The following is a 13,220-nucleotide window of genomic DNA, read 5'->3' as shown; positions in this document are numbered from 1 at the left end:
CTAGGGGGGATTTAATCGCGGCTCGAGGTTTGTAACCTAGCGGGCTAAGTAAAAACCGAGAAACAAAGAGTAAATCTCCCCTAGGACGAACCCGAGGGCAGTGCATGTTTGGCATTTATGCTGCGTTATCGCCTATTTGTGTGGAGTAACCACACTACATAGACTCTGCCTTGCCTAAAAGCCAAACAGACTACTGCAAATTAAACCTCGAAAGATAAACAGGTCCCTAGCTTATGTGATCTAAATTACTGCTGCTTATGCAATTAAGCGTAAACAGGTAATTTTGCACAAATTGCTTTAACTTTATCTTTAACTTGCGCCTGTACAGATTCATCAGTGATATTATCTAGTACGTCACAAATCCAGCCAGCAAGCTCTTTTGATTCTTCTTCTTTAAAACCACGACGCGTGATTGCAGGAGAACCAATACGCAAACCAGAGGTTACAAACGGTGAACGAGGATCGTTTGGTACTGAGTTTTTATTAACTGTAATATTAGCATTACCTAATGCGGCATCAGCATCTTTACCAGTAATATCTTTATCGATTAAATCGAGTAGGAATAAGTGGTTTTCAGTTTTGTCAGATACGATTTTGTAGCCGCGCTCTTGCATTACAGCAACCATTGCTTGTGCATTTTTAACTACTTGCGTTTGGTATGTTTTAAATTCAGGTTGTAGCGCTTCTTTAAATGCCACTGCTTTAGCTGCAATAACATGACATAAAGGACCACCTTGGCCGCCAGGGAAAACCGCACTGTTAAGCTTTTTATAGATTGCTTCGTCGCCACATGCAGAAATAATTAAACCACCACGAGGGCCCGCAAGTGTTTTATGCGTAGTTGTCGTTACAACGTGTGCATGAGGAACTGGGCTTGGGTAGACGCCTGCCGCAATTAAACCTGCAACGTGAGCCATATCAACAAACAGGTAAGCACCTACTTTGTCAGCAATTTCACGGAATTTAGCCCAATCAACAATACCTGAGTACGCTGAGAAACCACCAATAATCATTTTTGGTTTATGCTCAAGTGCTAGTGCTTCAACCTGTGCGTAATCAATTTCACCCGTTGTTTCATCTAGTCCGTATTGAATTGCATTATAAAGCTTACCAGAGAAGCTTACGTGTGATCCGTGAGTTAAGTGACCACCATGAGCTAAGCTCATACCAAGTACAGTGTCGCCTGCTTCTAATAGTGCTAGAAAAACAGCAGCATTAGCTTGCGAACCAGCATGTGGCTGTACGTTTGCGTAGTCAGAACCAAATAACTCGTTAGCACGGTCAATCGCTAATTGTTCAACAACATCAACATGCTCACAACCGCCATAATAACGTTTTCCAGGGTAACCTTCTGCGTATTTGTTTGTAAGCTGTGAACCCTGCGCTTCTAGTACGCGTGGGCTACAGTAGTTTTCTGAAGCGATTAGTTCAATGTGCTCTTCTTGGCGAGCAGTTTCTTTGTTTATCGCGTCAAATAACTCTGGATCAAAATCCGAAATATTCATGCTACGTTCTAACATTGGGGTCTCCTAGGGCAACGTGTATGGTGTTTTTTAGAGGCTTTATTGTACGCTTTAAACGACTCTTTGCCTACGCTCTTAAGTTGAGGATATTTAAACAGGGATTGAAACTATTTCACAGACTTTTAAAGATGATATTTCTTAATAAAAACATAAATATTTTAAATGAATTTTATTTCCTACATTTAATTAGTAAATGCAACTCAATAGATTTAATAGCCTAAAGTTTTAAAAAAAGGCGGCTTAACCGCCTTTTTGAATAAATTAACTTAGCCAAGTTTAGCAAGTATTTCTGTACGTAATGCGTCGTAATCGGCCTTAATATCGCTTGCTAGGCATGGTTTTGCTAGTGCGTCGCTAAGTGGTTTTGGCATACCTAATTCAATATTTAAAATATCTTCTACGCTTTCTTTAAACTTAGCAGGATGAGCCGTTGCTAAAAAGATACCCGTGGCTCCTGGCGCTCGATTTTCAACAAGACCTTGGTACGCAATAGCAGTGTGAGGCTCTGCAACATAACCCGTTTGTTGAATTTTTTTCATCACGGCTTGCGTGTCTTGCTCGTTTACGCTTGTTGAATAAAAATTATCGTAGCTAAACCAGTTATTATCTAACATTGTTTGCACTCGTGGCCAGTTGTTTGGCTTACTTACATCCATTGCATTTGAAAGCGACTCAAGTGTTGCGTTTGGCGTCCACGTTTTATCAAGCATAAAGCGCGGCACAGTATCATTTTGGTTGGTTGTGGCACTTAACTTATCGACAGGTAAACCAATAACCGCACCAATCATTGCTGCGCATACATTACCAAAGTTACCACTTGGCACTGATATATGCGCTGTTGCACGTTTTTCTTTTGGTAGTTGTGCAATAGCCTCAAAGTAATAACAAACCTGAGCAACTAAACGGCTAATATTAATTGAATTAGCCGAGTTAAGCCCAAGTGTTGATTTAACTTCTTCATCTAAAAAGGCATTTTTAACCAATTCTTGGCAATCATCAAAACTGCCATCAACTGCGTAACAATGAATATTGTTACCTAATGTAGTAAATAGCTTTTGCTGAGCAAGTGAAATTTTGCCTTTAGGATATAAGATGACAACATCGATATTCGGCTTGTTATAAAAAGCATGTGCAACGGCTGCACCAGTATCGCCCGATGTTGCTGTTAAAATAGTTACTTTTTCATCTTTATTAAACTGCGCTAAACACTCTGCCATAAAGCGACCACCAAAGTCTTTAAACGCAAGTGTAGGACCATGAAACAACTCTAAGCAGTATGTATTCTCTTCAACTTCCACCAGTTTAACTGGAAAGTTAAATGCATTTTTAACCATTTGCGCCACAGTGTCGCTTGGTAGCTCATCACCAATTAGGTGAGATAATATTTTGCCACTGCGTGTAACAAAGTCCATTTCAAGCAATGCATCAACATCGGACAGTGGGGCAAGGGATTCAGGGAAAAACACACCTTGATTACGACCTAAACCTGTTTTTACGGCTTCAACGAACGACACTTTTTGTGAACACTCTTTTAAGTTATGTAATTGCATGACTACCTATCCTATAAAACTGTTAATTGACGCGTGCCGTCGTTATCTAATTTACAAATGTGGCAAAAGCCTTGCTCGTTAATGTAATTTGCCTCTAACCACTGCGCGCATTGCTGTGCAGCTTCAAGTGTTTTACATACACTAAACAAGGTAGGTCCTGCGCCCGAAATACTCACTATTTCAGCGCCCAGCGCTGGTAAGCTTGTTTTGGCTTCACTAAAGCCTTTAATAAGCGGGGCACGGTAAGGTTCTGCTATTTCATCTTTCATTAGGCTCAGCGCATCGTCAAAACGGTTAGTTAATAGTAAGCTACTAAATGCCGATAAACGTTGTGCAAACTCAACACTTGCATGCATACTCAACTCTTTTGGTAAAACCGAGCGCGCTTTTGAAGTGTTGAGTGAAAAACCAGGGAACGCGGCAACGTAGTACCAACTTTCATCAACAGGCAGTGCAATCGATTTATCAGGGATTAAATCACCTGTTAATTGCAAACCACCTAAATAACATGGCGTGATGTTGTCGTAATGACGACCACCGCTCACTACAGCTTCAAAGTCAGCCATAAGCTCAATAAGCTCAACCTGACTTAAGTTAGTTTGTGCAAATTTATCAAGGGCAGCAAAAGTAGCCACGACTGAGCATGCACTAGATCCTAGCCCTGATCCAATTGGTAAGTTCTTTTTAAGCTCGAGCTTTACGCTTGGCATATCAGGCGCAACATGCGCTCTAAAATGTACTAAACACTGGTACGCTAAGTTTTCATTAGCATCACTTGGTAACTTATGAGCATATTCACCTGTGCAAATAAATTCGTCGCTTGGTGCTGCACTTACAACAGCTACATCGCCTAATAAGCTGCCATCAATTGGTGCAAGCGCTGCACCTAACGCATCAAAACCCACTGCAAAATTACCAATAGACGCCGGGGCATATACTTCAATCATAATGAACTCCTAGCGCGATAGCGTTTTTAATATATCAGCAAATACACCCGCAGCTGTTACTTCAGAGCCTGCACCATAACCACGAATAACAAACGGACGTGGCTGGTAGTATTGGCTTAAAATAGCAAGCGCGTTTTCGCCATCGCGAATTACATTAAGCGCATGTTTTTCATCAACAGCTTCAATACCCACTTTACAGTGACCTTCTTTAATTGTGCCTACATAACGAAGAACCTTTCCTTCTGCGGCAGCATTTTGAATACGCTCATTAAAATCAGCATCTAGGCTTGGTAGTTTTGCCATAAACTCATCAACGCTATCACCTTGTGCAAAACCTTGTGGTAATACTGACTCAACTTCGATATCGCTTAGCTCCAACTTCATACCGGCTTCGCGGGCTATGATCAATAATTTACGTGCTACATCGGTACCTGATAAATCATCACGAGGATCTGGTTCTGTAAAACCACTTTCTTTAGCTTTAATTGTGGCTTCAGAAAGTGATAAACCATCTTGTAGGGCACCAAACATGTATGAAAGCGAGCCCGATAAAATACCACTAAACTCAAGTAGCTCATCACCTGCACCAAATAACGATTGTAGGTTATCGATTACTGGTAAGCCTGCACCTACGTTAGTCTCGTATAAAAATTTACGATTATTTTTTTGTGTTGCTGCAATTAAGTCTTGGTAGTACGTGTACGAGCTAGTTGTTGCTTTTTTATTAGCTGCAACCACATGAAAACCTGCATTTAAAAAGTCTACATATTGCGCAGCAAGTGCATCTGATGATGTGCAATCTACTAATACCGGATTCACTAAGTGGTTTTGTTTAACAAATTGCTCTACTAAATTTAAGTCAAATGCTTGCTCAGATGAGGCTAGTTTTTGCTGCCAATCACTAAAAGCAATGCCTTCGTTATCAAGGTGTAATTGACGAGAATTAGCTACGCCATAAAGGTTTAACTTGATATTACGTTTTTCAAGCCATGCTTGTTGTCGCTCTAACTGAGAAATAAGCTCTTGCCCTACTAGGCCACAACCTAGTAAAAACACATCAATTGACGGCACATGCGTGAAAAAGTTTTCATGGCATATTTTTACGGCGTCGTTACATAACTCGCCATCAATTACAGCAGAGATAGCACTTTCTGTAGAGTCCTGTGCAATTGCCACAATGTTTACTTGCGCTTGTGCAAGGGATGCAAAAAACTTAGCAGCCAAGCCACGGTGTGCACGCATATTGTCGCCCACTAAAGTAACAATGGCTAAATTGCGCTGTACTTGTACAGGCTCAATAAGCCCTGCTTGTAATTCAAGCTCAAATGCAGTTTGTAGCGCATCGAGTGCAAGTGCTAGATCTGTTTCGTGTACACAAAAACTAATGCTAAATTCACATGATGATTGCGTGATCAATACAATTGATACGTTATCGTGAGCAAGCGCGTTGAATACCTTAGACGCCATGCCTACTTTACCTTTCATGCCTGGGCCTGAAACAGTTAACATTGCAAGGTTTTGCAAGCTCGAAAGCGCTTTTACGGGCTCATCAGATGAATAATCATTACCAATCAATGAGCCTTGTGCGTCTGGGTTATGCGTATTTTTAATTTCGCAGGGCACGCCTGCTTTAGCGCACGGTAAAATTGTTTTAGGGTGAAGTACTTTTGCACCAAAGTAAGAAAGCTCCATCGCTTCTTTATAAGATAAAAAATCTACTTTAGTGGCTTTTTTAATATAACGAGGATCAGCGCTATATACGCCATCAACGTCAGTCCAAATTTGGCAAATCTCAGCTTCTAAACATGCTGCGGCAATAGCTGCTGAGTAATCTGAGCCGTTACGGCCAAGCGTTGTAAGCTCGCCCTTGTCATTACTCGCCGTAAAACCAGGCATAATATAAATAGTTGCAGGATTTTCTTTAAGCACAGCTTGAAAGCGCGCTTTACTTGCCACCAAATCAGCTTCTGCATCAATGTAACCACCCGTTGAAGCAATACAGCTTGTTGCTTCTAAGCACCTTGCATCTTGTGAGCTCAATAAAGCCTGCATTAAAGAAACGCTAACGCGCTCTCCAAAGCTAATTACAAATGCGCGAACTTGATCAGGGCAACACTGTATAAGCGACACGCCATCTAGTTTATTTTTAAGTTCCCTTAAGTCTGGCCAACTTGTAACTACTACACCACTTTTTTCAACGTCAGCTTTTAGGCCTTCACAACGACTAGTTAATGCTTGCCATTGCTGCAAAAAATCTAAGCCTTGCTCTGCAGCACTTGCAAGTGCAACTAGCGAATCGGTCATTCCACCTGGAGCAGAAAGCACCAATAACATTTCATCTTTTAACTGTGCTTTAACTAACTGAGCTACCTGTTGTAAGCATGCATAATCGGCAAGTGAAGACCCACCAAATTTTAAAACTCGCATTGTTTATGTTCCTCATCCCATAAAACGAAAAAAGGCCTGTGTTCTAAGTGAACACAGGCCTTAAAATTTGTTGCACCGACCTATGCCACTATCCAGTAAGAATGATGGTTGTAATAATAATGGTCAGTACGCGATTAATTGTTTTCATATGTTAAGACTGCCTCAACAAAGGCTATGCTGTCAACCCTAAATCAAAAGATAAATCAGCCTTTTTAAACATAAAAAAGCCTAATGAATGCCAAATTTATGCAGTATTTCATTTAGTCTAGATTTATCGATAGGCTTATTAACAAAATCTATAGCTCCAAGTTCCATAACTCTACCCTTCATTTTTTCTTGTATATCAGCAGAAATAACAAGGACAAAACATTCGATCTTATTTGATTTAATGTACTCTAATACCTGTATACCATCTACTTCTGGCATTGTTAAATCTAAACAAAGTAAATCAAAATGCTTTACTTCTAAAAGTTCGATGGCCTGTACACCATTTATAGCTTGCATAATATCTACATCAATACATTGCTGTAGACATCTAATGACCTGTTTACGTGCTACGGTTGAATCGTCGCATACTAAAATAGAAAAATTCATATTACTTACTACTAAAAAATATTAAGAGAATTATCAAAAGCAGTTATTGATAATTATTTATAGCTTTTTTAGCTACTGTAACACAGCCCCTATATATGCAACGAAATTTAATTCCTCATTCCTAACTAAGAATATATACAAACTATAAAAATAAAGTAGAGTTAGCTAGAGTTACTTTAATGATATCCATATTAATAGTATAGCCTTGTAGGTAAGCAAAAAATTAATCTTTAACTTGCAATCACTTGTTAAAAAACAAATAGTATAAAAATATTTTTATTTTAAAGGTTTATTGACTAACTTTATATTGGATAAAAAATTAACTACAAAAACTATTTTCCACTTAGAGGTTTGCTTTATTAGTTCTAATAATTACTCATTTAGATATATTTTTATTTAAGCAGAACAATTAAGTAAGTTTTCACTTAAATCAAAGGAATTATAAACCTCATATGTTACAACAAAGCCTTTCTAAAAAGTTACTGACTAGTGTGTTATCGGTCTATTTTTTATTAACATTTGTGGTTACTTGTGGACAAGTGCTAGCAGAATATATAAATACCAAAGATTATATTAAAAATGAATTAGCTACTTTACAACAAACCTTTAGTAGAAGTTTAACAAGAGCAATTTGGGAGCTAAATACTAAGCAAACAATCACTACAGCAGAGGGATTATTGGCTGTACCTATGATTGAAGGAATAATTGTTCGCGATGACAGTGGCGAAGTAATTTCACAATTCGGCCGCTCTTTAGATATACATAAATTATATAGCCAGCAACTAGTCCAAGAAGAAGTACTGTTAGAAGATTCAAAATCAGGTTTATTTGGTTACACCTTCCCCCTTATTTTTGAATTTTCTGGGCGAGCAACGCAAGTTGGTGACGTTACGTTATTCTCAAGTCGAGAGGTTGTTTTTAGTCGCATAATGGTATCAATTTATTTTTTAATTGGTAATGCGATGATAAAAACAACATTTTTAATTATTTTGTTTTTAATGGCCTTTAGAAAATTACTCACCACTCCTTTAGCTCAGCTCACAGAACAAATTGAAAACTTAGAACTTAATGAGCTCGAAGGTGAACATATTGAGATTGAAACAGATGAACATAACGAACTGAAAGTTATGGAAAAATCATTCAACAACTTAATAGACAAGGTAGTACAATATAGAAAAGAGCTAGAGAACACTCAAAAAGAATTGATAATAAGTAATGAAAAATTAGATCATCATAACATCCAATTAGAGCAAGATGTTGCTCGAAAAACATCGACTTTAAGTCAAGCAATGATGGACTTACAGCAACAAAAATACGAACTTGAAAAACAAAAAATTATACTTACCGATGAAATTGACTTACGTAGAAGTACTGAAAAAGAACTTCTAACAAAGCAAACAGAACTTGAACGATATGTCGATGAATTGAATCTTGCGCAAGAGCGTCTACTTGGCACTGAAAAAATGGCAGAATTAGGGGGGCTCGTAGCTGGTATTGCTCATGATATCAACACGCCCATTGGTATAGGCGTTACTGCTATATCATTTTTACAAGAACGCTTAACTCAATTAGAACTTACATTTAGAGACAAAACACTTTCCCCTAAAGACCTTGAAAAATTTATCGCTGACGCAAAACAAGGTACCGGCTTGCTAACGAGCAACCTTGATAGAGCTTCAGAATTAATTGCAAGCTTTAAACAAATAGCCGTTGATCAAGCCAGCGAAGCTATAAGAAGCATTAACGTAAAAGACTACGTCAATGAAGTTATTCGTTCACTTCACCCTAAACTCAAAAGATCAGCCCATACAATAAAACTAGAGTGTCCTGAACATTTAACTTTAAATTTACCTGCAGGTGCAATAAGTCAAATATTCACTAACCTAATAATGAACTCACTAATTCATGGTTTCGAAGGTATAAATAACGGGGTTATAACTATAAGAATAACAAGCGATGAGACAGATTTAATTATTGACTATAATGACAATGGTAACGGAGTAACTGATACCCAACTTAAAAAATTATTTGACCCCTTTTTTACTACAAAACGAAACCAAGGCGGTAGTGGACTTGGTACACATATAATGCTTAATTTAGTTAAACAAACTCTAAATGGCTCAATTAAGGCAACATCTCACACAGGCAAAGGATTGAGTTACCACATAAAGTTCCCAAAAAACATGCAAAAAAGCACGACCTAGCTTTAATTAATCGTAATAGCTACAGAGCAAATTTTATTAAACTTGTCTGTAATAAAATCAGCCATTTCGAGATGTTGTTTTTATTGTTATGATTGAAAAAATTTTTAAATGGATAAATCCTTTATGTGGTTTAGTAACCTTATTTGTTATCGTTTTAAGCAAGATGTTTCTTATACTCAGGAAGACTTTGATAAAGCGTTAGAGCAAGACTTATTTCGTCCATGTACAGGCCAAGAGCTTGCTACATTTGGTTGGACAAAAGCGTTTGGGAAGCATAGCGAAACATTATCTCATTTTTCTCAAAAAAGTATTTTAGTATGCGCAAAACGTGAAGAAAAAGTACTTCCGGCATCCGTTATTAATGAGCTTGTTGCTGAAAAAATTGATCAGATAGAAACAGAAGAAAACCGCCCTGTTAAAAAGAAGGAAAAAGACGAACTAAAAGAGAATATTCTCCATACCCTTCTTCCTCAAGCATTTAAAAAATCAAGCTTACAATTTGCATTTATTGACCAAGAAAATGGTTGGGTAGTTGTCAATAGTGGTAGTTTTAATAAAGCAGAAGAACTTTTAGCTTTATTACGTAAATCTTTAGGCACATTACCAGTAGTACCTGCGTTTGCTAACTACGATCTAGATGTATTTTTAACTGACTGGTTAACTAATTTCAGTACGCCTGAGGGTTTCGCTATTGGCTCTGATGCAGAGCTTGAAGAGGCAGATGATAGCGGTGCCCAAGTTAAGCTTAAAGGCCACGACCTATCGTGTGATGAAGTCAAATCACACTTAGAAAGTGGTAAACGCGTAACTAAACTAGCACTTGACTGGCAAGAACGCGTTAAATTTATGCTACAAAACGATGGCTCACTAAAGCGTTTAAACTACTCTGAAACTTTAAAAGAAGAAAACGCTGATATCCCTAAAGAAGACATGGCAGTAAAACTTGATGCCGATTTCATTCTTGCCTCAGAAGAAATAAAGCAATTGCTTGAGGAACTAACTGCAGGCCTAGGTGACATTGATGATTTAGATAAAGCATAAGCCTAATTTTAATACATAAAAAGCACGACTTAGTTTAACGTGCTTTTTATGTATGAATAAGGCGACTTAACTAAACATGTTTTTTACATCACTTTGCATATCATTATACTCATCACTCGAAAAAAGCTGCATAGAAGGTATTACACCTTTATCTATATAAGTTTGCAGAGCAGCAGATTTATCAGAAACTTGTAATGTGCCCTCCAATATAGCGCCAACTCTGATAAAGTCGACATAACTTACTTTTTCAGGTTTATAAGTAGGATCTGCCCAGCTTAACGAGACATCAACAAACTCTTTAGGAAATTCCCATGCAGCCATGATTGATGAACCAATTTTACCACTGAGCTTTTGAATTGCATGGGCCAAAAAGCTAGGATTCGCAAATACTTCAGGATGACGCTCTGCTTCGGTTAATATCGGTAAAACCCCAATATTATAAACGAGTGCTGCGAGAGTGATTGAATCACGATTTAATGAAGTATGTTTATTGTCCTGTAAATAAAACTCCATAAGTGAAATTGCATGACTCGCTACCGTTAGCGTTTTTTGCCACGCTTTACCCATGTAACCTTTAATTAGCTCATTGTTTGATACAAACAGTTGCTCCATTGCCATTGCTGTTGCAATATTTTTAATTTGGCGCAGACCAATACGTGTCACTGCTTGCTGTAAGTTAGACACTTTTACTGATCGCCCCATAATCGCACTATTAGCCACTTTAATCATACGAGCAGAAAGCGCTGGGTCTTGAGCAATAACATCTGACATTTGCATCAAATTTACATCAGGATTATCTGCAGCTTGGCGAACCTTAACTGCGACTTCGGGGAGCGTTGGTAACACAAGCGTATCGTTGTCTATTCTATCAACTAATATCGTAAATAATGCATTTTCTGTAGACATAAAGCTGCCATCCTTTTGTTCTTTTATGTAATTAAACTACAACCTAGACAGTTAATAATCAGTACTTAAGTAATGCTACCAGTATTATCTAACTTAACGCTAAAGTTAAGGGAATTATAGAAGTTTATTTTTATTTTTAATGCTTTACCGCACATACTTGTCTTACAACGTCAAATACTTGCTATTTACTATTCAGTTTTGCTTTAATGCATTCACAATTAAGGAAGCGTTTGTACATTTTTAGCCTTTTAACTAAGGTCGTACAAATTATTAAACTTACTTTTTAACAGGCAATACAATGATCTTAAATAAAATTAGCCAAGCAATTATGCTCACTGGTGTCGTTTTTCTTAGTGCGTGTTCAGAACAAGCACCGTCTTCTACCGACAACACAGCCGTAGAGCTTGCTCAAAAAGGCAGTGCACAATCAGGCCCTAAGCTTATTAATGCAGATAACCAACGTTTAGATATTTACACCGACTTTAGCTTGAAAAGTGATTTATCACACTTAAGCGACAACCAAAGAGCGATGGTTGCAAAGCTTATTGATGTTTCAAAAATAATGGATGAGTTATTTTGGAAGCAAGCATTTGGTGAAAATAAAGATGCGTTTTTAGCAAAACTAAACGACGAAAAAGTACGTAAATTTGCCGATATTAACTATGGTCCATGGGATCGTTTAAATGGTGATGAAGCATTTTTATCAGGCTATAAAGAAAAAGCCCTTGGTGCACAATTTTACCCAGCAGACATAACTAAAGAAGAGTTAAATAAAGCTGACGTAGAAGATAAAAAAGGTCTTTACTCAGTAATTAAACGTGACGAGCAAGGTAAACTATACAGCGTACCTTACTCTAAAGAATACGCTAATGAACTTGCAGAAGCTGCAAAACTATTACGTGAAGCAAGTAAACTTGCTGACGATAAAGAATTTGCTAATTACTTAAACCTACGCGCTGAAGCACTGCAAAAAGATGACTTCCAGGTGTCTGACTTTGCGTGGATGGATATGAAAAATAATCCAGTAGATGTGGTTATTGGTCCAATAGAAACATACGAAGATCAATTGTTTGGCTACCGCGCAGCTTATGAGTCTTACGTATTAATTAAAGATTTAAAATGGAGCGAGCGTCTGGCTAAGTTTGCAGCCTTTTTACCTGAGCTTCAAAAAGACTTACCAGTAGATGCTAAATACAAACAAGAAGTCCCTGGTTCGGATGCCGACCTAAATGCATATGATGTTGTTTACTACGCAGGCCACTCTAACGCAGGTAGTAAAACTATCGCTATTAACTTACCAAACGATGAGCAGGTTCAGCTAGAAAAAGGCACTCGCCGCCTGCAGCTGAAAAACGCAATGCGTGCTAAATTTGATAAAATTTTAGTGCCAATTTCAGAGCAGTTAATTGTACCAGAGCAACGAAAACATATTACTTTTAACGCATTTTTTGCCAATACTATGTTCCATGAAGTAGCACATGGGTTAGGTATTAAAAACACGCTTACAGGTAAAGGAACCGTTCGCCAATCATTGCAAGAACACGCTAGTGCACTTGAAGAAGGTAAAGCCGATATTTTAGGTTTATACATGGTTGAGCAGTTACTCAAAAAAGGCGAAATTACCGAAGGTACACTAGAGGATTACTACACTACGTTTATGGCTGGTATTTTCCGCTCTGTACGTTTTGGCGCATCAAGTGCACATGGTAAAGCCAATATGATCCGCTTTAACTTCTTTGCACAAGAAGGTGCATTTTCTAAAAATGACGAGGGTTTATACCGCGTAAATATGGAAAAAATGGGCGTAGCAATGGCTAAATTATCTCGCCTAATTTTAACCTTACAAGGTGATGGTGATTACGAAAAAGTAGATCAACTAATCGCAACACATGGCGATATTAAAGAAGAGCTTGCTAAAGACTTAGAAAAACTAAGTAAAGCTAATATCCCTGTAGATGTAACCTTTAAACAAGGTAAAGAAGTACTAGGGCTTAAATAAGTTTAGTTAAACCCTAAAAAAGCGTTGCT

9 protein-coding genes are annotated in these 13,220 nt (G+C 37.9%); 3 read left to right on the top strand and 6 right to left on the bottom strand.

Features of this window, described 5'->3' with window-relative positions; all coding sequences use genetic code 11:
* Positions 1-263: 263 nt before the first annotated feature.
* The 5 genes from glyA to V6260_RS13765 all read right to left on the bottom strand — a co-directional run bounded on the left by glyA (position 264) and on the right by V6260_RS13765 (position 7,041).
* Positions 264-1,520 carry a serine hydroxymethyltransferase gene (gene glyA / locus V6260_RS13785; RefSeq protein WP_341594715.1) on the bottom strand — a complete coding sequence of 419 codons (1,257 nt, stop codon included), beginning with the start codon at positions 1,518-1,520 and terminating at the stop codon, positions 264-266.
* Positions 1,521-1,789: 269 nt separating this feature from the next.
* A complete protein-coding gene (gene thrC, locus V6260_RS13780; RefSeq protein ID WP_341594714.1) occupies positions 1,790-3,073 on the bottom strand; it encodes a threonine synthase in 1,284 nt (427 codons plus the stop codon).
* Between the two features lie 11 nt (positions 3,074-3,084).
* On the bottom strand, positions 3,085-4,020 hold the full coding sequence (gene thrB / locus V6260_RS13775; RefSeq protein WP_341594713.1) for a homoserine kinase: 936 nt from the start codon (positions 4,018-4,020) through the stop codon (positions 3,085-3,087).
* Between the two features lie 9 nt (positions 4,021-4,029).
* Positions 4,030-6,447: a bifunctional aspartate kinase/homoserine dehydrogenase I gene (gene thrA / locus V6260_RS13770; RefSeq protein WP_341594712.1), complete on the bottom strand. Its 2,418-nt coding sequence runs from the start codon at positions 6,445-6,447 to the stop codon at positions 4,030-4,032.
* A 228-nt stretch (positions 6,448-6,675) separates the two neighbouring features.
* On the bottom strand, positions 6,676-7,041 hold the full coding sequence (locus V6260_RS13765) for a response regulator (protein WP_341594711.1): 366 nt from the start codon (positions 7,039-7,041) through the stop codon (positions 6,676-6,678).
* A gap of 452 nt (positions 7,042-7,493) precedes the next feature.
* On the opposite strand from V6260_RS13765, the gene V6260_RS13760 reads away from it, so the two are divergent.
* Together V6260_RS13760 and rdgC are read left to right on the top strand one after the other, a co-directional pair.
* Positions 7,494-9,245, top strand: a complete 1,752-nt coding sequence (locus V6260_RS13760) for a sensor histidine kinase (RefSeq protein WP_341594710.1) — start codon at positions 7,494-7,496, stop codon at positions 9,243-9,245.
* A 123-nt stretch (positions 9,246-9,368) separates the two neighbouring features.
* Positions 9,369-10,286, top strand: coding sequence for a recombination-associated protein RdgC (gene rdgC / locus V6260_RS13755; RefSeq protein ID WP_341594709.1), 918 nt, complete (start codon positions 9,369-9,371; stop codon positions 10,284-10,286).
* A 66-nt stretch (positions 10,287-10,352) separates the two neighbouring features.
* Here the strand turns inward: rdgC and V6260_RS13750 are convergent, their stop codons facing one another.
* Positions 10,353-11,192, bottom strand: a complete 840-nt coding sequence (locus V6260_RS13750) for an HDOD domain-containing protein (protein ID WP_341594708.1) — start codon at positions 11,190-11,192, stop codon at positions 10,353-10,355.
* A gap of 298 nt (positions 11,193-11,490) precedes the next feature.
* Between V6260_RS13750 and V6260_RS13745 the strand changes: the two genes are divergently transcribed.
* Positions 11,491-13,191: a dipeptidyl-peptidase 3 family protein gene (locus tag V6260_RS13745; protein WP_341594707.1), complete on the top strand. Its 1,701-nt coding sequence runs from the start codon at positions 11,491-11,493 to the stop codon at positions 13,189-13,191.
* The last annotated feature ends 29 nt before the right edge of the window (positions 13,192-13,220 follow it).

It is taken from the genome of Pseudoalteromonas aliena (assembly GCF_038155085.1).
Lineage (GTDB): Bacteria > Pseudomonadota > Gammaproteobacteria > Enterobacterales > Alteromonadaceae > Pseudoalteromonas > Pseudoalteromonas aliena_A.
The sequence above is the reverse complement of the archived record's forward strand: the minus strand, read 5'-3'. Positions and strand labels throughout refer to the sequence as shown.

What these genes read in the sequence shown, in the direction of transcription:
- glyA (WP_341594715.1), bottom strand. Translation starts at nt 1,520, where the DNA reads ATGTTAGAACGTAGCATGAATATTTCGGATTTTGATCCAGAGTTATTT.
- thrC (WP_341594714.1), bottom strand. Translation starts at nt 3,073, where the DNA reads ATGCAATTACATAACTTAAAAGAGTGTTCACAAAAAGTGTCGTTCGTT.
- thrB (WP_341594713.1), bottom strand. Translation starts at nt 4,020, where the DNA reads ATGATTGAAGTATATGCCCCGGCGTCTATTGGTAATTTTGCAGTGGGT.
- thrA (WP_341594712.1), bottom strand. Translation starts at nt 6,447, where the DNA reads ATGCGAGTTTTAAAATTTGGTGGGTCTTCACTTGCCGATTATGCATGC.
- V6260_RS13765 (WP_341594711.1), bottom strand. Translation starts at nt 7,041, where the DNA reads ATGAATTTTTCTATTTTAGTATGCGACGATTCAACCGTAGCACGTAAA.
- V6260_RS13760 (WP_341594710.1), top strand. Translation starts at nt 7,494, where the DNA reads ATGTTACAACAAAGCCTTTCTAAAAAGTTACTGACTAGTGTGTTATCG.
- rdgC (WP_341594709.1), top strand. Translation starts at nt 9,369, where the DNA reads ATGTGGTTTAGTAACCTTATTTGTTATCGTTTTAAGCAAGATGTTTCT.
- V6260_RS13750 (WP_341594708.1), bottom strand. Translation starts at nt 11,192, where the DNA reads ATGTCTACAGAAAATGCATTATTTACGATATTAGTTGATAGAATAGAC.
- V6260_RS13745 (WP_341594707.1), top strand. Translation starts at nt 11,491, where the DNA reads ATGATCTTAAATAAAATTAGCCAAGCAATTATGCTCACTGGTGTCGTT.